The sequence below is a fragment of the Cryobacterium sp. Y11 genome (assembly GCF_002929535.1).
Lineage (GTDB): Bacteria > Actinomycetota > Actinomycetes > Actinomycetales > Microbacteriaceae > Cryobacterium.
Genome location: NZ_PJJO01000054.1, coordinates 79,409 through 99,177, shown reverse-complemented (window position 1 = coordinate 99,177; position 19,769 = coordinate 79,409). Strand labels below are relative to the sequence as shown.

The 19,769-nt window shown below is 65.2% G+C and carries 20 protein-coding genes and 1 pseudogene; 14 read left to right on the top strand and 7 right to left on the bottom strand.

Going from position 1 to position 19,769, the window contains the following annotated elements:
• Positions 1-3 precede the first annotated feature (3 nt).
• The 7 genes from phnL (at position 4) to phnE (ending at position 6,912) form a co-directional block, all read left to right on the top strand.
• Positions 4-747, top strand: coding sequence for a phosphonate C-P lyase system protein PhnL (phnL, locus tag CXY75_RS07735; protein WP_199182405.1), 744 nt, complete (start codon positions 4-6; stop codon positions 745-747).
• Positions 744-1,421, top strand: a complete 678-nt coding sequence (locus CXY75_RS07730; RefSeq protein ID WP_104082247.1) for a DUF1045 domain-containing protein — start codon at positions 744-746, stop codon at positions 1,419-1,421. Before phnL ends, CXY75_RS07730 begins: the two co-directional genes overlap by 4 nt.
• Positions 1,421-2,599, top strand: a complete 1,179-nt coding sequence (locus CXY75_RS07725; RefSeq protein WP_104082246.1) for an alpha-D-ribose 1-methylphosphonate 5-triphosphate diphosphatase — start codon at positions 1,421-1,423, stop codon at positions 2,597-2,599. Before CXY75_RS07730 ends, CXY75_RS07725 begins: the two co-directional genes overlap by 1 nt.
• Positions 2,596-3,153, top strand: coding sequence for a phosphonate metabolism protein/1,5-bisphosphokinase (PRPP-forming) PhnN (gene phnN / locus CXY75_RS07720; protein WP_104082245.1), 558 nt, complete (start codon positions 2,596-2,598; stop codon positions 3,151-3,153). The genes CXY75_RS07725 and phnN overlap by 4 nt, the downstream gene beginning before the upstream one ends.
• Positions 3,154-3,350: 197 nt before the next feature.
• Positions 3,351-4,298, top strand: a complete 948-nt coding sequence (locus tag CXY75_RS07715; RefSeq protein WP_104082244.1) for a phosphate/phosphite/phosphonate ABC transporter substrate-binding protein — start codon at positions 3,351-3,353, stop codon at positions 4,296-4,298.
• A gap of 85 nt (positions 4,299-4,383) precedes the next feature.
• Complete coding sequence (gene phnC, locus CXY75_RS07710; protein WP_104082350.1) at positions 4,384-5,190, top strand: phosphonate ABC transporter ATP-binding protein; 807 nt, start codon at positions 4,384-4,386, stop codon at positions 5,188-5,190.
• Positions 5,191-6,912, top strand: a complete 1,722-nt coding sequence (gene phnE, locus CXY75_RS07705) for a phosphonate ABC transporter, permease protein PhnE (RefSeq protein ID WP_104082243.1) — start codon at positions 5,191-5,193, stop codon at positions 6,910-6,912.
• Positions 6,913-6,923: 11 nt separating this feature from the next.
• Here the strand turns inward: phnE and CXY75_RS07700 are convergent, their stop codons facing one another.
• Positions 6,924-8,180: an MFS transporter gene (locus tag CXY75_RS07700; RefSeq protein ID WP_199182404.1), complete on the bottom strand. Its 1,257-nt coding sequence runs from the start codon at positions 8,178-8,180 to the stop codon at positions 6,924-6,926.
• 255 nt (positions 8,181-8,435) lie between these two features.
• Here CXY75_RS07700 and CXY75_RS07695 point away from each other — a divergent pair, with 255 nt between their 5' ends.
• Positions 8,436-9,200: an ABC transporter permease gene (locus CXY75_RS07695; RefSeq protein ID WP_104082241.1), complete on the top strand. Its 765-nt coding sequence runs from the start codon at positions 8,436-8,438 to the stop codon at positions 9,198-9,200.
• Positions 9,201-9,281: 81 nt separating this feature from the next.
• Here the strand turns inward: CXY75_RS07695 and CXY75_RS07690 are convergent, their stop codons facing one another.
• Positions 9,282-9,719, bottom strand: a complete 438-nt coding sequence (locus tag CXY75_RS07690; RefSeq protein WP_104082240.1) for an Lrp/AsnC family transcriptional regulator — start codon at positions 9,717-9,719, stop codon at positions 9,282-9,284.
• 227 nt (positions 9,720-9,946) lie between these two features.
• Between CXY75_RS07690 and ddaH the strand changes: the two genes are divergently transcribed.
• The 5 genes and pseudogenes from ddaH to CXY75_RS07665 all read left to right on the top strand — a co-directional run.
• Complete coding sequence (gene ddaH / locus CXY75_RS07685) at positions 9,947-10,801, top strand: dimethylargininase (RefSeq protein ID WP_104082239.1); 855 nt, start codon at positions 9,947-9,949, stop codon at positions 10,799-10,801.
• A gap of 26 nt (positions 10,802-10,827) precedes the next feature.
• Positions 10,828-12,090, top strand: coding sequence for an ornithine--oxo-acid transaminase (gene rocD / locus CXY75_RS07680; RefSeq protein WP_104082349.1), 1,263 nt, complete (start codon positions 10,828-10,830; stop codon positions 12,088-12,090).
• A gap of 77 nt (positions 12,091-12,167) precedes the next feature.
• A complete protein-coding gene (locus CXY75_RS07675) occupies positions 12,168-13,130 on the top strand; it encodes an acetylxylan esterase (RefSeq protein ID WP_104082238.1) in 963 nt (320 codons plus the stop codon).
• A gap of 68 nt (positions 13,131-13,198) precedes the next feature.
• Positions 13,199-13,405: a ribbon-helix-helix domain-containing protein gene (locus CXY75_RS07670; protein WP_233201799.1), complete on the top strand. Its 207-nt coding sequence runs from the start codon at positions 13,199-13,201 to the stop codon at positions 13,403-13,405.
• Positions 13,402-13,557: pseudogene (locus CXY75_RS07665) on the top strand (hypothetical protein); the annotation flags it as partial. The gene CXY75_RS07670 and the pseudogene CXY75_RS07665, both read left to right, overlap by 4 nt.
• Positions 13,558-13,583: 26 nt before the next feature.
• On the opposite strand, the gene CXY75_RS07660 reads toward CXY75_RS07665, so the two are convergent.
• The 5 genes from CXY75_RS07660 to CXY75_RS07640 all read right to left on the bottom strand — a co-directional run bounded on the left by CXY75_RS07660 (position 13,584) and on the right by CXY75_RS07640 (position 18,057).
• Positions 13,584-14,891 carry an alpha-hydroxy acid oxidase gene (locus CXY75_RS07660; RefSeq protein WP_104082237.1) on the bottom strand — a complete coding sequence of 436 codons (1,308 nt, stop codon included), beginning with the start codon at positions 14,889-14,891 and terminating at the stop codon, positions 13,584-13,586.
• Between the two features lie 12 nt (positions 14,892-14,903).
• Positions 14,904-15,605: a FadR/GntR family transcriptional regulator gene (locus tag CXY75_RS07655; RefSeq protein ID WP_104082236.1), complete on the bottom strand. Its 702-nt coding sequence runs from the start codon at positions 15,603-15,605 to the stop codon at positions 14,904-14,906.
• A 194-nt stretch (positions 15,606-15,799) separates the two neighbouring features.
• A complete protein-coding gene (locus CXY75_RS07650; protein ID WP_104082235.1) occupies positions 15,800-16,129 on the bottom strand; it encodes a metal-sulfur cluster assembly factor in 330 nt (109 codons plus the stop codon).
• 27 nt (positions 16,130-16,156) lie between these two features.
• Entirely contained in the window at positions 16,157-17,083 is a 927-nt protein-coding gene (locus tag CXY75_RS07645; RefSeq protein ID WP_104082234.1) for a 2-hydroxyacid dehydrogenase, read from the bottom strand.
• 89 nt (positions 17,084-17,172) lie between these two features.
• On the bottom strand, positions 17,173-18,057 hold the full coding sequence (locus tag CXY75_RS07640) for a dihydrodipicolinate synthase family protein (RefSeq protein ID WP_158251157.1): 885 nt from the start codon (positions 18,055-18,057) through the stop codon (positions 17,173-17,175).
• A gap of 114 nt (positions 18,058-18,171) precedes the next feature.
• On the opposite strand from CXY75_RS07640, the gene CXY75_RS07635 reads away from it, so the two are divergent.
• Positions 18,172-19,638 (top strand): peptide MFS transporter, encoded by a 1,467-nt coding sequence (locus CXY75_RS07635; RefSeq protein WP_104082232.1) that lies wholly within the window; start codon positions 18,172-18,174, stop codon positions 19,636-19,638.
• Positions 19,639-19,769: the final 131 nt, after the last annotated feature.

Below are 19,769 nucleotides of genomic sequence, written 5' to 3'. Positions count from 1 at the left end.
TCCATGACATACGACACAACCAACCGAATGCCCAAGGACGCGGCCCTGTCCGTTCAAGACGTCGACAAGACGTTCACCCTGCACCTGCAGGACTCGCATCAGCTGCCCGTGCTGCGCGGGATGACCTTCGATGTGCCGCGCGGGGCGTGCGTGGTGCTCGGCGGCGAGTCAGGAGCTGGCAAGAGTACCGTCATGAAGATGGTCTTCGGCAGCTACGGCGCCAATTCTGGGCGCATTTTACTCAGCCATCAAGGTTCCGTTATGGATCTGGTCACGGCGGAGCCTCGCCAGGTGCTCGCCGCCCGGCGGGAGACCATTGGGTACGTGAGTCAGTTCTTGCGCGCGGTGCCCCGCGTGCCAGCCCTCGACGTCGTCGCCGAGCCGCTCATTGAGCGCGGGGTCGAGCGAGCGGTGGCACGCGAGCGAGCCGGTGAGCTGTTGGCTCGCCTGAGCATCCCCGAGCGGCTGTGGAAGCTTCCACCGGCGACCTTTTCTGGCGGAGAGCAGCAGCGTGTGAACATCGCTCGCGGCTTCATCATCGAGCGGCCACTCCTACTGCTCGACGAACCCACCGCGTCGCTCGACGCCCGAAATCGCGGTGTCGTGATCGACCTGATTCGCGAGAGCCTCGGGCATGGAACCGGAATGTTAGCGATCTTCCACGACGCCGACGTGCGCGAGGCCGTCGCTGACCTGACCGTCGACGTGCAGTCATTCACAGCCGTGCGCGAAGAGGTGCTCGCATGAGGCGATACGCCGTCTATGCGGTGCCAGGAGTCGGCGAGAACGATGCTGCCGCAGCACTGCGACTCAAGGCCGAAGTCGACACCTGGTACGACCGCGACGACCTGCGTGGCCTCACCATTGACGCGCGTCGCTATGGCTTTCACGCCACGCTCGCTGCGCCGTTCCACCTCGCCGAGGGACACACCGAGGCTGAGCTGCTGGCGGTGGCCGCGGCTTTCGCGGCCGGGCGCGCACCGGTCACGATTCCTGGCCCGCGCCCGGCGACGATGGGCAGTTTCCGCGTGCTGCTTCCCAACGGCAATCAAGACGGTCTGAACGAACTCGCGGCATCCGCCGTGCGGCAGTTCGACGACTTTCGGGCGCCGTTGAATGAAGCGGATGTTCGCCGCCGCCGCGCCCCACACCTCACGCCGCGCCAGCGCGAGCTGTTTGACCGCTGGGGCTACCCGTACGTTTTCGACGAGTTCCACTTTCATCTCACCCTGACCGATTCTGTGCCCGCCGAGCGCACCGCGGAGGTCGACGCCGCGCTGGCGCAGCACTTCGCGAACGTAGCCGGCGTCGACGTGCCGCTGTCCGGCATCACGATCAGCGTCGAGCCGCAGCCCGGCGCTGCCTTCGAGATTCTCTCCGTTTATCCCTTTGCCCACCAATTCGCTCTGGAGACCGCCTGATGTCCCTCGTTCTCAATAACGCTCACATCGTGCTCACCGATCAGGTTGTGCATGGATCCGTGCGCATCACGAACGGTGTCATCGTCGAGGTCTCTGACGACCCATACCTGGTTGTCGACGGCGTGCCCGCCCTCGACATGGGAACGGATTACCTGCTGCCCGGCCTCGTCGAACTACACACCGACCAGGTCGAGTCGCACTACCAGCCGCGCCCCAAGCGGTTTTGGGACCCGATTCCGGCCGTCATCGCGCACGACGCGCAGATGGCAGCGTCGGGAATGACAACCGTGCTCGACGCGATGCGCATCGGCAGCGGGCCGGGTGAGAATCGCATCAGCGGTGACGCGCGCACACTGGTGAAGGCCGTGATCCACGCCGCCGAGTCCGGCCTGCTGCGGGCCGACCACTACGTTCATTTGCGCTGCGAGGTCGCGACGCCGGATGTCGTTGACGTGTTTGACGAGGTGGGTGGGCACGACCGGGTGAGGATGGTGTCGCTTATGGACCACACGCCCGGGCAGCGCCAGTACGCCGACGTCGAGGCGTTCCGCACCTATATGGTGGGCAAACACAGCATGAGCAACGTGCAGTTCGACCAGCACGTCGCCGAGCTGCACGTGCTCTCGGCGCAGTACTCCGATGACAACCGCCGGTTGATGGCGGAGCGCGCCAACGACCGCGGCATCACGATGGCCGCGCACGACGACGCGACACAGGCGCACGTCGACGAGTCGACGAAAGCCGGCGTGCGCATCTCCGAGTTTCCAACGACAATCGTGGCGGCCCGAGCGGCTCGCGCCGCCGGCCAGCTCGTCGTTATGGGTGCCCCCAACATCGTGCGTGGCGGCTCGCATTCGGGCAACGTCTCGGCCACCGAGTTGCTCCACCTCGGACTGCTCGACATCTTGTCGAGCGATTACGTGCCCGGCAGCCCCCTCCAGGCCATTTTCCTCCTCTTCAGTCGCGGCGAAATCACGCTGCCGCAGGGTGCCGCGCTGGTGAGCGCCAACCCCGCCCGTGCCGCCGGTCTTAACGATCGTGGAGTGATCGCACCGGGCAAGCGAGCCGATGTCATCCGCGTGCAAGCCTATGACGGGGCGCCGACCGATCAGCATCCGCTCGGCTCACCCGTACCGATTGTGCGCGCCGTCTGGCGCGAGGGACGTCGAGTCGCATGAGCGGCACCTTCGTCGCGGTCGTCGGGCCGAGCGGATCGGGCAAGGACTCGATCATCGATTACACGCGCGCAGCCCTGACCGGCCACAGCGAAATCGTCTTCCCCCAGCGCCAGATCACTCGGCCCGCTGGCGCAGGGGAGGATCACAACCCCGTGAGCGCTGATGAGTTCGCCGCTGCCGAAGATCGGGGCGACTTCGCGCTGACCTGGCACGCGCACGGCCTCGCGTACGGTATCCCTGCTCACGTGATCGATGTCGTCGAGTCGGGCGGAGTGGTCGTGGCCAACGTCTCGCGGGGGGTGCTCAAGCGGTTACCCGGCCTGTTCACGAACGTGCGGGTCGCGCGCGTCACTGTGCCGGAGGATGTACGCCTCGCGCGCATTATCGCGCGCGGGCGCGAAAACGAGGCCGCCGCCGCTGCGCGCCTCGCGCGTATCGACCCCGCACCGGATCATCCCGTCGACCTCGAGATCGTCAACGATGGCACGCTCGACGCGGCAAGCGCGGCGCTCGTTCAGTTCCTGACGCGCGTGCGCGATACCGAGCGGGCTTGATCGGATCTGGGCCGGCCACAAGTCCGCTCCGCTAGCTCACGGCGCCATGCTCCCTGTGCCTTCGGTCATCTGCTGTTCGCTCCTGCGTCACCATTCGGGACACCTTTAGGTCCCGAACTGTTCACCAGAAGAAGAAACAATCATGTAGCCATCACAACCGACGAACGTCGGACCGTCCCCACGAAAGGCAAACTTCGATGCATTTTCGCACACGAACCCGCGGGCTCCTCGTAGGTATCGCGCTGTTCTCCGCCCTCACCGCGCTCACCGCGTGTTCGAGCACCTCCACAGCGGCCGGCGCTGCCGAGGCACCCGACAAGCTCGTCTTCGCGCAGGTCCCGAGCGAATCGGCCCAAGGCATCGCCGATGATAATGAAGCGATCATTGGGGTGCTCGAACGAGAAACCGGCCTTGAGGTCGAGATCCAGCAGGCAACGGACTACGCGGCGGTTATCGAGGGCATCCGTGCCGGCCAGATCGACATTGCGGGCATGGGCCCGTTCTCGTATATGGTCGCAAAAGACGGTGGTGCGGGCGTTGAGGCGCTCGGCTCCCTCGTCGACGATCCCGACGAGAAACCCGGGTATAAGTCGTACGGCATCGTACCGGCCGGCAGCGACATTACCGACCTCGAAGGATTCAAGGGCAAGACCGTCTGCTTCGTCGACCCGACCTCGACCTCGGGCTTCCTCTACCCGAGCGCCGGACTACTCGACCTCGGCATCGACCCCGAAGACGGCGTCACGCCGATCTTTGCGGGCGGACACGATGCCTCGGCCCTGAGCGTCGCCGACGGCACCTGCGACGCAGGCTTCGCCTACGACGCCATGGTCACGACCGAACTCATCGAGTCAGGCAGCCTGAAAGACGGCGACCTCGAAGTCGTCTGGGAGTCGGAGACCATTGCCGGCAGCCCCTACGTCGTGAGCGACAAGCTGCCCGCCGACCTGATCAGCCAGCTCAAAGAAATCTTCGCGAACGACCTGAACGTGCCGGCCATGGTGGAATCTGGAATCTGCGCGTCAGCGGCCGATTGCCAGCTGCCCGAGGCCTCAAAATACGGCTTCATTCCCGTCGAAGACTCGCTCTACGACGGCGTGCGTGCGGTATGCGAGGTTACAGAGGCCGCTGCCTGCAAGGTCTGATCCAGACGGTGTGGATCGGGCCCCGCTCGATCCACACCGGTTCCGACTGTCCGTCCCTGCAACCGACACGAAACGAGAACTGCTCATGACCAACGCCGCCGCGTATAAGACGATCCCTGAGCTGGGAACCATCCGGTTTGAAAACGTGACCAAGACTTTCGGAAGTATCACCGCCCTCGACAACGTGAGCGTGGAGTTCGCGGCGAACAAGATCAATGTACTACTCGGTCTGTCGGGCTCTGGCAAGTCCACGATGCTCCGCCATATTAATGGCCTAAACAAGCCCTCGACGGGCGACGTTTGGACGCTCGGTACCCCGGTGCACGCAGCCGGTGCCACTGCCTTGCGCGGGCTGCGCAACAATGTCGGCATGATTTTTCAGCAATTCCATCTCGTTGAGTCAATGTCGGTACTCGAGAACGTGTGCACCGGCAAGCTCGGCTCGCTGCGCGGACCACGGTTTGGGCTCTGGAGCTATCCCCGCTCCGTGCGTGAAAATGCTATGGAGCAGCTCGCCCGCGTCGGTCTCGCCGACAAGGCATTTCAGCGCGCCGGCACGCTATCCGGCGGACAGCAGCAGCGCGTGGCAATCGCCCGCGCCCTCATTCAGCGCCCCTCCGTGCTGCTAGCGGATGAGCCCGTCGCGTCGCTCGACCCGCTGTCGTCAGCCGGCGTGATCGAGCTGCTCACCCAAATCAGCCGCGAGGAAAACCTCACGGTGATCTGCAGCCTGCACCAAGTGCAAATCGCACTGGAGTTCGCCGACCGCATCGTCGGCCTAAACGCCGGTCGCGTGGTGCTTGACCGTCCAGCCGCCGGACTAACGCACAACGACGTGGACGGCATCTATGCGCCTGTCCCGGTCGACGAGCGCGTCAAGATTGCCGTCTAGATGACCGTCCTCATGGACGCGCCACGCTCCACGAACACCAAAACACCACCGCCCCCGCGACCCCGACCGAGCGTAAACCGCATCGCGGCCTGGAGCGCGCTGGTTGTGCTGCTCGGCGCCGGGCTCTGGTCGGTCGCCGCCCTCGAGATTAACATCCCATCGATGGTACGCAGCCTCGACAATGCGGCGAACTTCTTCTCTCGAATGTTCCCGCTCGATTTCCCGCCGCTGGGCGAGCTGCTGGTGATGACCGGACAGACGCTCGCAATCGTCGTTATCGCCACGGTCCTCGCGGTGGTGCTGAGCCTGCCCATCTCGATCTTCGCAGCGGCGAACACGACGAGCGGCCCCGTTATGCGTGGCGTCGCCCGAACGATCATCGTCGTGTGCCGAGCGGTCCCCGACCTCATCTTCGCGATTGTGCTCTTTCGCATCTTCGGTCTCGGGGCGTTCCCTGGGATTCTCGCACTGGGCCTGCACTCGATCGGCATGATCGGCAAGCTCTACGCCGATGCGATCGAGCAACTAGACGGCGGTCCGGCCGAGGCCGTGCGCTCAGCGGGCGGCAGCCGCTTACAGTGGATCACGAGCACGGTAATCCCGCAGGTCATGCCGCAGCTGATCGCGACGGCACTGCACCGCTTCGACATCAACCTGCGAACGTCTGTGCTGCTCGGCTACGTCGGCCTTGGTGGTCTCGGCCTCGAGCTCGCCAACGCCTTGCGCACCATGCAATACCAGCGCGGCATGGCGCTCGCTCTCATCATTCTGCTCCTGTGCATCGCGGTCGAAATGCTTTCCGGCGCCATCCGCGCCACCCTGCTCGGACGGGTGCCAACGGATCGTCGCGGCCTGCTGGGATTCATCGATCGGATAGCGGCGGGCTGGGTCACAGCGCCCATGGGCGGGAGCGAGCCGCAGCGCACGCGGCACGGCAGCATGCGGGTCGCGCCGCAGTGGGACAGCGAGCGCATCCGCCGATTCGCGGGCGTCGCGCTGACGATCGCGGTTGTCGCCCTGGCGACGGTGTATGCCGACATGGACTTTTCGACGCTTTTCGATGACCTGCTCGCGCTGCCGCAAGTGCTCGGGATGTTCCTTCCTCCATCGCCCCAAGATCTGCTCGGCATATTAGTCGAGGCAATGTTCGTGACGATCCAGATCGGGCTCGCCGCGACGCTGCTCGGCCTCGTGCTCGCTGTGCCGATAGGAATCTTCGCCGCGCGCAACGTCGCCCCGAGCGTCGGCGTTTCGAACTTGTTCCGCACAATCATCGTCATCATCCGCGGTTTGCCCGAGCTGATTCTCGCCATCGTGTTCATCGTCATCACCGGCCTCGGACCCGTGCCGGGCACGCTGGCGCTCGCGATCGGATCGGTCGGTCTACTGGGCAAACTCATTGCCGACTCGCTCGAAGAGACCGACGTGCGGGTGCAGGACGCGGTACGGGCTACCGGCGCTACCGGCAGCCAGGTGTTCTTTGCCGCAACGCTGTGGCAAACCGCACCACAGCTCATCGCACACGTGCTGTACCAGCTCGACGTCAACATCCGCTCGGCGACGCTGCTCGGCATCGTCGGTGCGGGCGGTATCGGCTACTACCTGATCAACGCGAGCCGGGTGCAGGAATTCGACGTGGTCGCGTTCATCATCGGGATGGTGCTCGTCACGGTGCTGGTCGTCGAGGCGGTCGCGGTGTGGACGCGCCGGGTTCTGAAGTAGACCAGCTTCATTCAGTGGATGATTGCGCGTTTTCCACCGCTGGCATCTGGCGTAAGAACGGACGCGGCACGGACTCGAACGGACTGGAAACGGGTCAAAAGCATCATCCAGACGACAAGCCCGATGTTTGCTAGGGCGGCCAATGCGAGAGTCGTTGAGGTTGCGCTGGCACCGATGGTATCGATGAGAAGTGTTCCCAGGGGTGGCGCTGCGGCTTGTGCGAGGAGCGCTGGCAGCGCAATTCTTCCCATCAAGGACGCGTAGCCTTCTGCGCCGAAAACAGCCAGCGGCACGGTACCGTGAGCGATCGACGCTAGCCCAATGCCTGCTCCGTAGAGAATCATGATGAGGGCGTAGAGCGGGAGGCCGGCGCTGAGAGTGCCCAGGCCAAGTCCGACGAGCAGAACGGATGCCGCCATGGTCCATAACGGATGGTGACGCTTGCCGAACAGCAGCTCGACGAAACGAATGCCGACCTGCGAGGGCCCGACCAGGGTGGCAAGGGCCAGCGCCGCGGCCATGCCGAACCCGACCGCGCCCAGGAGCGTGAACATGTGGACCGACATCGTTGTGGTGATCAGTCCGCTCAGCGTCACGATCGAGGTCAGGAGCACAACGCTCGTGCCGCTCGGTCGTCGCGGCCGCACGTCTACGTTTCTCACGGCGACACCGGTGTTCTCGCGTGCACGCTCGTTGAGTCGTCGCCTGGGCAAGACCCAGAGGTAGAGCGGTATCGTAACGACGAGTTGGAGGGCAGCATAGACGCCGCAGGTTCCTCGCCAGCCGATTTCAGAGACGAGGTACAACGAGAGTGGCCAGCAGATGGTGCTGGCCAGGCCGCCGAAAAGAGTCAACGCTGTGATCGATGTTCGCGCGGATTCCCCGTAGAGCTGTCCCAAAGTCGCAAAGGCGCTGCTGTACAGTCCCGTCCCCATGCCGAGCCCGATTACAACCCAGGCGACCAGGTAGACCCAGAGGACCGGAGACACCGCCATGAGCACGAGCCCAGCAGATAGAAGGGCCGCGCTGAGAATCAACAGCCGACGACCGTGCCCCTGACCTATTCGTGAACCAACCCGAGGCGCGACAAACGCCGAGGTCACCAACCCGATCGAGAGGCCAGCGACGACCAGGGTAGCTGGCCATCCCGTGTCAGCGGTGACCGGTTCGGCGAGGATGGCGAGGAGGTAATAGGAGGAGCCCCAAGCGAGGATCTGACCCACCCCAAGACCAGCGACAACGAGAGTCCGAGGCTTATTTTTTGACACGGTCTGACCTCGTGTATGCATGGTCTGTCTGAGCCGCAGCGGGCTTCGCTCCGGGAGCGGGGAGAGACATTCAACTCCAACACTCTTAGATTGATGCTTATCGATATACAGTTTGCTCACTGCACCAATACATGTCAATCCACGGGGAGTTTGTTCAGATGAAGTTCACCCAGTCGCTGTCGTTCGAATCTGCCACGCCCCTGGCGCATGCTCGTTGCGGAGAGGAACGATCGCGCGGCTGGGTAGGCTCAATCCATGACCTTTCCGGCCGACCTTCCCGCGCAGTTGGCCGGGCTCCTTCCTACCCTGGTCGGGATCGTGTTGCTCATGGCCGTGGTCGTGACGGTGCTGCGCGGTTATCGCGCGCCGCATCCGGTCGCCCCGGCACTGGCCCTGCTGCGCGGCACCCTGCAGCTGGCCGCGATCAGCCTCATTCTCAGTGGAATCATCAACGATCCGCTCTGGGTCGGCGTCGGGCTGCTCGTCATGTTCGCGGCAGCCGTCGGCACGGTCACCCGGAGAATCGGCCGCTCCCAGTTATTGCGCGTAGCCGCGGCGATGGGCCTTGGCGTTGTCGTCACGCTCACGATCGTCTTCACGACCGGGGCGATCGAATTTTCACCGCGCTACGTGCTCGCGATCGGCGGCATCATCATCGGCAATGCCATGTCGATCGCCACGCTCAGTGGGCGTCGCTTCACCGAGGCGGTCGGCGACCACTGGGATGAAGTCGAGGGCTGGCTCGCCCTCGGTGCCACGCCGCGGCAGTCCACTCGCGATCTGGCCCGCCAAGCGGTGTATTTCGCCATCATTCCGACCACGGATCAGACCAAGACGACGGGGCTGGTGACGTTACCCGGTGCGTTCGTTGGCGCGATCTTCGGTGGAGCCTCACCGCTGGAGGCCGGGAGGTTTCAGATCGTCGTGCTCGCCGGCATCCTCTGCGCCGGGTCGATCGCCGCGGTGACCCTCTTGCACCTGGTCTCCCCGGTGCAGCAGAAGCCCGTGCCGACCGTCTAGCCCTCCCGCGAAAGCGGGAAAAGTGTTGCTTCACGGGTGCTGAAGCAACACTTTTCCCGCTTTCGAGTGAACAGGGCTGCGCTACCCGACGGAGCGGTGGATCAGGCGGGTCAAGACGATTGCGCTTCGGGTGTGGTCTACGTTCGGCGCCAGGCGCACCTTTTCGAGCGCCGCCTCGAGCCCCGGAATGTCGCGGGCGCGAATGTGCACCATGGCATCGGCGCTTCCGGTGATTGTGCCGGCATCAACGACCTCCGGCACTCCCGAGAGAATGCGCAGCAATTCGTCGGGGGCCACGGTGCCGCGGCAGAACAGCTCAACGTAGGCTTCGGTGCTCCTGCCGTCGACGGCAGGGTCGACCTGAATGGTGAAGCTGCGAATGACCTTGTCGGCCACCAGCCGGTCAACGCGGCGTTTCACAGCGGATGCCGACAGGCCAACGACGGAACCGATATCGCCATAGCCCGCGCGAGCGTTCTGGCGCAGCAGGTCGAGAATGCTGTGGTCGAGGTTGTCCATGGGCCGAGTCTAGGCGAATCTATTGCGTGATATTGCGTCAGCACTATAATTCTCGAAGATTTATTGCGTACATTAGCGTGAAACGTCGAATCATGCTGTGTGAGACTGGAGTTGGCGTCCCGGAACGACTCTACGTCGATCGTGCCGGGCTCTCGTGAGCGACCTGGTCCGCCATCCACCCTACGTTTCGTGGTGCTACCAGGCCTGCGAAACGACGAAGGAGCCTCATGTCGATTCATTCGCCCGCCCCCATTCTTGCCGACGAACCGGTCGTTCCAACGCGCACCGCCACCAAGCGCACCGTGCTCATGTGTAAGCCGCAGTACTTCACCGTGGTCTACCGCATCAACCCGTGGATGGACCCGGCACTGCCCACCGACACCTCACTCGCCGTCGCACAATGGCAGACCCTCTACGACACCTACGTCGGGCTCGGCTACGACGTGCAGCTGATCGAACCGGTCGATGGCCTGCCCGACATGGTCTACGCGGCCAACGGCGGCTTCGTCATCGATAACCAGGCCTACGGCGCCAAATTTGCACACGTCGAGCGCCAGCCAGAAGGCCCCGCCTACATGGACTGGTTCGGCGCCAACGGCTTCGACGTGCGCGTGCCCGCCCAGACCAACGAGGGCGAGGGCGACTTTCTGCTGGTCGGCGACGTCATTCTGGCCGGCACCGGCTTTCGCAGCGACTCGAACAGTCACGCTGAGCTCTCGATTATCGCCGGACGCCCGGTGATCACCCTGCGCTTGATCAACCCGAGTTTCTACCACCTCGACACCGCCGTCGCCGTGCTCGACGACACAAACATTGCCTATCTGCCGAGCGCCTTCGACGCGCCGAGCCTGGCGATTCTTGCGGAACGCTACCCCGACGCCATCATTGTCACCGAAGAAGACGCGTCCATCCTCGGCCTCAACTCCTACTCCGACGGCTACAACGTCGTCATCGCCGCCCGCGCCAAGGACTTCGAACGCCAGCTCCGCGCCCGCGGCTACAACCCGATCGGCGTCGACCTCTCCGAGCTACTGCTCGGCGGCGGCGGCGTGAAGTGCTGCACGCTCGAGCTGCGCCGATGACAACCGCGAACCTGAAGGAGAACGACATGACGACGAACCTAACCGCAGAGACAGTGCCAGCAGCATCCGTTTCGCCTGAGGCCGCGGCTCTCATCGCGCAGGAGAGCGCGCATGCCGCGCACAATTACCACCCGCTCGAGGTCGTCGTCGCCTCCGGTGACGGCGCCTGGGTAACGGATGTTGCCGGTCACCGCTACCTGGACTGCCTCGCCGCGTATTCCGCCGTGAACTTTGGGCATTCCAACCCCGTTCTGCTTAACGCCGCCCGCGCCCAGCTCGGCCGCATCACCCTGACCAGCCGGGCGTTCTACAACGACCAACTCGGCCCGTTCGTGACCGCGCTGGCCGAACTGGCCGGCAAAGACATGGTATTGCCGATGAATACCGGCGCCGAAGCGGTGGAATCCGGCATCAAGGTCGCCCGCGCCTGGGGCTACCGGGTCAAGGGCGTCGCGCCGGATCAGGCCAACATTATCGTCGCCGCCGGTAACTTTCACGGCCGCACCACGACCATCATCAGCTTCTCAGACGACGAGTTGGCGCGCGCCGACTTCGGCCCGTTCACGCCCGGATTTCGCACCGTACCCTACGGCGACGCCGCGGCGCTTGAGGCTGCGATCGACGAGAACACCGTCGCCGTGCTGCTCGAGCCGATCCAGGGCGAAGCCGGAATCGTCGTGCCACCGGCGGCATACCTGCCGACCGTGCGTGAGATCACCACGCGCCGTAACGTTTTGTTCATTGCCGACGAGATTCAGTCCGGGCTCGGCCGTACCGGCTCGACCTTCGCCTGTGACCTGGTGGGGGTCGTGCCCGACCTCTACCTGCTTGGCAAAGCCCTCGGCGGCGGCATCGTGCCGGTGTCGGCGGTTGTGGGCAATGCCAACGTGCTCGGCGTGCTGCATCCCGGCGAGCACGGCTCAACCTTCGGCGGCAATCCGCTCGCTGCTGCCGTGGGACTGGCCGTCGTGAAGATGCTGGCCACCGGCGAATACCAGCAGCGTGCCACCGAGCTCGGGGCGCGCCTGCACGCCGGGCTCTCGGCGTTGATCGGTCACGGCGTGGTCGAGGTTCGAGGCGTCGGTCTCTGGGCCGGCATCGATATCGACCCGTCGCTGGCGCTGGGCCGCGTCGTCTGCGAGGCCCTTCTGGCCCGTGGCGTGCTGGCCAAGGACACGCATGGCTCGACCATTCGCCTCGCCCCGCCAATCGTGGTCTCCGCCGACGACGTCGACTGGGCCATCGAGCAGCTGAGGCTCGTGCTCGACGACCTCGCCGCCGCGAAGTAGGCCCCGCCCGGCTCACGGCGCACGCCCCGTGCACGACCGCACCCGGGCGCGCTGCCGCGCGGCCCTAGGCTGGCAACATGTACACCGACCTGCCCGAAGCTGAACTCCGCGCCTACCGCAGCACTCAGGCCGACCCGGGCGACTTCGACGCGTTCTGGGCCGACACGCTGGCCGAAGCCGACCGGCATCCGCTCAATGTCACCGTGATTCCGGTTGACGCCGGCCTCCGCACGCTCGACGTGTTCGACGTGACCTTCGCCGGGTTCGGCGGGCAGCCAACCAAAGCCTGGCTGCGCATTCCCACCGGCGCGACCGGGCCGCTGCCGACCATCGTGCAGTTTCACGGCTACGGCCGAGGACGCGGGCAGGCTTTCGAGAACCTCTTGTGGGCATCCGCCGGGTACGCGCACTTCGAGATGGACCTGCGCGGTCAGGGCTCCGGCGGCAGCACCGGCGACACGGCCGACGATGCCGGGAGCGGCCCGCAGGTGCCGGGTTTCATGACCCGCGGCATCGACTCGCGCGAGACGTACTATTACCGCCGCCTCTTCACCGACGCGGGGCGTGCCGTCGCGGCGGCCCGCAGCCTGGCGCTCGTCGACGATGCCCGGGTGGGCGTGATGGGCACCAGTCAGGGCGGTGGCATCGCGCTCGCCGTGGCGGGGCTGGTGCCCGACCTGGCCGGCGTTGTCGCGCGAGTGCCGTTTCTGTGTGACTTTCCGCGGGCATCCGTTATTACCGACGCCATGCCGTACCGCGAGCTCGGCCAGTACCTCGCCACGAACCGGCTGAAAGTAGCGCGGGTGCACGACGTGCTCTCCTACTTTGACGGCGTCAATTTCGCCAAGCGAGCCACCGCGCCGGTGACCATGACGGCCGCGCTGATGGATCCGATCTGCCCGCCGTCGACCGTGTTCGCCGCCTACAACAACTACGCTGGGCCGAAGCAGATCACGGTCTGGCCCTATAACGGGCACGAGGGGGGCGCGTGGGAAGACGACGCCCTCGCCCTGCGTGCCTTCGGCGAGTACCTGGCCTGAGAGCTCGGGTCGACCGCTTAATCTGACGCCCCCTTGCCGCCGAATTACGGGCAAAGTACCATTTTGGTATGGCTATTAATGTGCGCATACCGGAAGATCTCGATCGCCAGTTGGAACAACTCGCGACGGCGCAACACGCGTCGAAGCACGCGCTGCTGCTTCAGGGCGCAACGCTCATTGTGGAACGGTATTCCCGCAGGGATGAGATCGAGTCTGGTCTGCAATTTGTCTTGAGCCATGACGCGGAGTTGTTGCAGCGGCTCGAAGACGCATGACCCAATACTTGGAGGCCGCCGACGCGCTACAAGTGACCGAACGCTACGGATTCTACGTGCGCGACGCCGGCCTGCTCGCCTCGGCACTGGCGCGGCCGTCGGCGTCCATGTTCGGCACGGATGCTTACGCGACCTTTGACCGCAAGGCTGCAGCCCTGCTCGAATCGCTCGTGCGCAATCATCCGCTGGTGGACGGAAACAAGCGCACCGGCGACTTGCGCGCCGGAACCGCCTCGGCCGCGGCCACCATGGGAGCTGCAACCGGCATCAGCCGAGACAGCTGCGTGACGTGCCCGGGGCTGAGTTCCTCTAGCGAGTTCACGCCGAGCAGCCGCATGGTGCGGCTGACCTGCTCCGACAGAATCTGAATCGTGCGGTCAACGCCGGCCTCGCCGCCGGCCATCAGGCCGTAGAGGTAGGCGCGGCCGATCATGGTGAAGCGGGCACCAAGTGCGACGGAAGCCACGATGTCGGCTCCCGACATGATGCCGGTGTCGAGGTGCACCTCGGTGTGCGCACCGACCTCGCGCACGACCTGCGGCAGCAGGCGGAACGGAATCGGGGCCCGGTCAAGCTGGCGGCCGCCGTGGTTGGAGAGGGTGATGCCATCGATGCCGAGATCCACCAGGCGCTTGGCGTCGTGAAGGTTCTGCACACCCTTGACGACGACCTTACCCGGCCACTGCGCCTTGATCCAGGCAAGGTCTTCAAAAACGACGGTGGGGTCGAACATGGTGTCGAGCAGGTCGGCCACGGTGCCGCTCCAGCGGTCGAGGCTCGCGAAGGCGAGCGGTTCGGTGGTCAGAAAGTTGATCCACCACTCCGGTCGCGGCAGCGCGTTGACGACGGTGCCGAGGGTGAGCGCCGGCGGAATCGAGAAACCATTGCGCTTGTCCCGCAGCCGTGCTCCGGCCACGGGCACATCGACGGTCACCAGAAGGGTGTCGAAACCGGCCTTGGCGGCCCGATCAACAAGCGCCATCGAGCGGTCGCGGTCCTTCCACATGTACAACTGAAACCAGTTGCGGCCGTTCGGGTTGGCAGCCTTGACGTCTTCGATCGAAGTCGTGCCCATGGTCGAGAGCGCAAAGGGAATGCCGGCGCGGGCCGCGGAATGCGCCCCGGCGATCTCTCCCTCGGTCTGCATCATGCGGGTGAACCCGGTCGGAGCGATGCCGAACGGCTGCGCAACGGGGGCGCCGAGAACATCCCAGCCGGTCGACACGGTCGACACGTCGCGCAGGATCGAGGGGTGAAACTCGATGTCTTCGAAGGCCTGGCGGGCCCGGCCGAGCGAGATTTCGGCCTCGGCGGCGCCCTCGGTGTAGTCGAAAGCTGCCTTCGGGGTGCGCTTCTTGGCGATCGCGCGCAAATCAGCGATCGTGAGCGCGGCAGCCAGGCGGCGCTTCTTCGCGCTCCGCTCCGGGCTCTTGAACTTCATCAGCGGGGCGAGATCTTTGATCTTGGGGATGCGTCGTTGAACCATGATCGTCCTTGTCTAGTGTTCGTGCAGGTGGGTTTCGGCGTAATAACCGGAGATGTGGGCGTGCATGGCGAGCCGCGCGGCATCCGCTTCACCGGCCAGAATGGCGGCGAGAACGCCGCGATGCTCGTGCATCAGGCGAACGGATGTTGCCGGCCAGCTCGGCAGGCCCGCCGCGCCGGCCCGCGCGTACCCCTCGATTGCGCTGCGGAGGCCGGCCATGGTGGCGGTGACCACCTGGTTGCCGCTCGCTTCGGCCAAGGAGAGGTGAAATGCCGCGTCGAGGGCCAGAAATTCAGCCTGGGTGAGTGTCTGCCGTTCCATTGCGGTGAGGATCTGCGCGGAGGCGGTCAGGTCGGGGGAGTCTCCGGCCGCGAGCTCGGTGACGATGGCCCCTTCCAGCACGAGCCGGGTTTTCACCACATCGGCCACTGGAAAACCCTGCGCCGCGACCTGCAGCCGCATGAGCGCTGACATGCCGCCGCCGGGGCGGGCGACGATGATCGCGCCCGCCGATGGACCGGAACCGACTGCGGTGCGGATCAGCCCAAGCACTTCGAGTACGCGCAGGGCCTCGCGCACGCTGGATCGGCCGACGCCGAGATCGACGGCAAGGGTGCGCTCGGCCGGCAGATGGTCGCCGGGGCTGAGCCGGCCCTCGAGCAGATCGCGTTCGACCGCGTCGAGCACGACCTGCCAGGCGCGCGGAGCGGTCATGGGGTCCTCTCGTCGTGTGGTCTGACCACAGGTTACACGAGAACGCTCGCTTGCAAGTTGCGCGTGCACGAAACGGCAGCACGATGCACGTCCCGCGCCGGGTGCACCGACGCAACGCGCGCCGGAATCAGGCGTTCGTTCGCTACAGCCGGACATGGCCGGGTCGCGTTAGCCGCTTTAGCCGCGGGGGTGCGCTACATCGTCAGGCCGAGTGCGCTGATCATGCTGCGGCCGTCGTCGGTGATCTTGGCGGGAGTCCACGGCGGCATCCAGACCCAGTTGATCCGATAGCGATCGACAACGCCGACGAGGGCCTGCTCGGTCTGTTCCATCAGCACCTCCTGCTCGGGGCAGCCGGCCGAGGTCAGGGTCATTTGAATGATGAGCGCGTCGGTGTCGTCGTCCCAGGCCAGGCCGTAGATCAGGCCGAGATCGACGACATTGATGCCGATCTCGATATCCATCACGTCTTTGAGGGCTTCTTCGATGACATCCAGGCGTGCTGGACTGAGTGCTGAGACCATGCATCCAGCGTACGTCGCCCAGCGCGGCTAACTCGTCAATACGACGTTGAGGGGGGTCTCGCCGCGCAGCATCCGTTCTATTTGGTGGCGCACGAGGCGGGCCATGCGGGGCCGCATTGCGCTCGAGGCGCCGCCAACGTGGGGCGAGATGATCACGTTGGGCAGCGCAAAGAGCGGATGCCCGTGCGGCAGCGGCTCCGGGTCGGTCACGTCGAGCGCCAGCCGAATGCGACCGCTGGTCGCGTGCGCGAGCAGCGCATCCGTGTCGGCGACGGGACCGCGGGCGATGTTCACGAGCAGGGCGCCGTCGCGCAGCTGCGACAGGAAGGCGTCGTCGACCAGGCCGGTCGTGTGCGTAGTGAGCGGCACGCCGATCACCACGATGTCGGCCTGTGGCAGCAGCTCTGGCAAGGATTCGAAACCGTAGATCGCGCCACGCTCATCGGTGCGGGCCGTGCTGGCGACCCGGATGACCGTGGTCTCGAAGGCGAGAAGGCGAGATTCGATGGCATGACCGACACCGCCGTAACCGAGCAACAGCACCGTGCGATCGGCGAGACTGGGGTGGTGCGCTGGTGCCCACTGGCCCAGCTCGGCCGCGCGCACAAAATCGGGGATGCCGCGTTGAGAGGCGAGGATCAGCGCGAGGGTGAGCTCGGCGGTCGAGGTCTCGTGCACGCTTGCCGCATTCGCGAAGACGTGGCCGGCCGGCAGCAGCTTGTCGATGCCGTCGTAGCCGATCGACTGGCTCTGTACCAGCCGGGTGCGCACGCCGGCGAGGTGGGCGACGCGGTTGGCAGCGCCCATGTACGGCGTCACGACGAGGTCAATCTCGGGAACGGGCGCCGGGCCGTCCATTGCCCATTCGATGACCTCGACGCCGTCGGGCAGATCGCCGATGGCGGCGCGCAGGTCGGGCTCGGGCAGGCTAACGCGCAGTGTTTCGGGGCTCATCGGTCAAGCCTAGACGGGTGCTGCGGTGATAACGGGGCTGTCAGAGCGCTTGCCGCCGGGTGTAGTCGTTCGGAGCTATGGTGTCATGGCTAGGCGAGGGCCGTGTGCAGGGCGGCGATATCCCGGTCCGTGGCTGAGAGCTGGGGCGCGCGCGGCGGCTCGGTCGCGATGCCGCAGAGAGCGGCGAGGGCGTGCAGGGATCCCATGCCCCGGGCGCTTGTGGCTAGAGCCTGCGCGAGCGTGAGTAGGTCGGCGCGGGCGGGGGCATCTGTTCTGTCTGCGCGGGCAGCGCGCCACACCGCCACGTAGTGTTCGGGGCGGAGAGCGGCGATGCCGGTGTGCCAGGCATCCGTTGGCGGCAGGTGTGTGAGTATCTGCACGTCGCCGCTCACGCCGAGGCTCAGCGCGGGGCCGCCCGCAGCGCGCAGGTCAGTGAGCCGGGAAGCCGGGCGACCGGGCCTCGTTGCCGGTTCCTTGAGCGCGATCAGGTTTGTCTCGGACACGAGCCGGTTGAGCACCTCCGGTGGCAGATCGTACTGGGTCTGTACCGGTTTGTTGTAGAAGCAGATCGGCAACGGGGTCTCATCGCTCAGGGCGTGCACGAGCGCCACGACCTCGTCATCGTCGAGGGGCAGGTAGGAGAACGGGGTCACGACCAGACCCCCGGCGCCGAGGCCGGCCGCGTCCCGGGCGAAGGCGCAAACGTCGCGGGTACTCGGCGCGCTCACCGCCACGTAGACCGGCATGTCACCCGCTGCGGCTACCGCGGTGTGCACGATGGCTCGGCGTTCCTCTCGGTCGAATGACACACCGGCACCGGATGAGGCCAGCACGGTCACCCCATCGATTCCCGCTGCCGCCGCTTTCGCCACCAGCCTGGCGAGAACGTCGTGGTCGACGAGCTTGTCGCGGCCGATCAGTGGCGTGATCGGGTACGCGATGAGGCCGCGGAAGAGTGCGCTGGAATCGATCATTGCTGCCTCTATTCGGTGGAGGGTCTGACTTTCGACCCTAGACCGCCCCGCGCCCGGCTTGAGAACCCTCGGCGCGCGGGCCGGTGGGGTCGGGGCGGTTGGTACCATTGAGTAATGAGTAAAGTCGTTGATCACGCTACCGCCAGCGATGACCGATCCTTCTTTGGACAACCGCGTTCGCTCGCCAATGTCTTCGGCGTCGAGATGTGGGAACGTTTCTCCTTTTACGGCATGCAGGGCATCCTGTTGTTGTATTTATACTTCTCAGTGGCCGATGGCGGCCTGGGAATGCCGCAGACCACGGCAGCCGGTATCGTCGGCGCGTACGGTGGGGCGGTCTACCTCTCGACGATCCTCGGCGCCTGGATCGCCGATCGTCTTCTCGGCTCGGAGCGGGTGCTGTTCTACAGCGCCATCGTCATCATGCTCGGCCACGTCGCCCTGGCCGCCGTGCCCGGAGTCGGTGGGCTGGCCGCCGGCCTCATCCTGGTCGCTGTCGGCAGCGGTGGACTCAAGGCGAACGCGACATCCGTTGTTGGCACACTCTACGCGCCGGATGATCCCCGGCGAGACGCGGGTTTCTCGCTGTTCTACCTCGGTATCAACCTCGGTGGGTTCGCCGGACCGATCCTCACCGGTCTGCTGCAGACGACCGTGGGTTTTCACCTCGGATTCGGCCTCGCGGCCGTTGGCATGGCGATCGGCCTCATTCAGTATTCTCGCGGCCGCAAGCGTCTGCCGGATGCCGCCCGGCAGGTTCCCGATCCCCTGCCGCGTTCGCGTTGGTCCCGCTACATCGGCATTGCGATTCTCGCGGTCGGCATCATTGTCGTGCTCGTGCTCACCGGGGTGATTACCGCGAGTAATCTGGTCACCATCGTGATCGCACTGACGATCATCGCGACGGTAGCCTATTTCGTGGTGATTCTTTCGAGTCGCCAGATCACCACGGTAGAGCGCAAACGGGTCTACGCCTTCATCCCGCTCTTTATCGCCAGCGCCGCGTTCTGGTCTCTATATCAGCAGCAATTCACGGTCGTCACGATCTACGCCGACGAGCGACTCAACCGTGAGCTGTTCGGCTGGGAGATGCCGGTGTCTTGGGTGCAGTCCATCAACCCCATCTTCATCATCGTTTTAGCCGGCATCTTCGCCGCCCTGTGGACGAAGTGGGGCTCGAGGCAGCCGTCTACGCCAATGAAGTTCGCGGTCGGAACCGCGGTGATGGGCGGCGCGTTCCTCTTGTTCTTGCCGTTCGCCGGAGGCGCGGCGAATTCGACACCGCTGCTGGCCATGATCGGCATTCTGCTGGTCTTTACGGTTGCGGAACTGCTGCTCTCGCCAGTCGGACTCTCGGTTGCTACCAAGCTCGCGCCCACGGTGTTCAAGACCCAGATGGTTGCGCTGTTCTTTCTCTCGGTCGCGCTCGGATCCGCCGTGTCAGGGGTGCTCGCCACCTGGTACGCGACGGCGCCGGAGCGACTCTATTTCGGTGTTCTCGGCGGCATCGCGATCGTGCTGGGGCTGATGCTCGCCCTGATCGCCCGCCCGGTGCTGCGCCTGATGGGCGGGGTGCGCTAGAACCGTCCCGGTTGGAAGGTGGGTAGGCATCCGCCTGGAGACGCGGACACCCGGCTCTTGACAGAACGCTGGGGACCTACTTCACTGGTACTGCCCAATGGAAAAGCGATTTCTCATTGTGGAAATCTCCA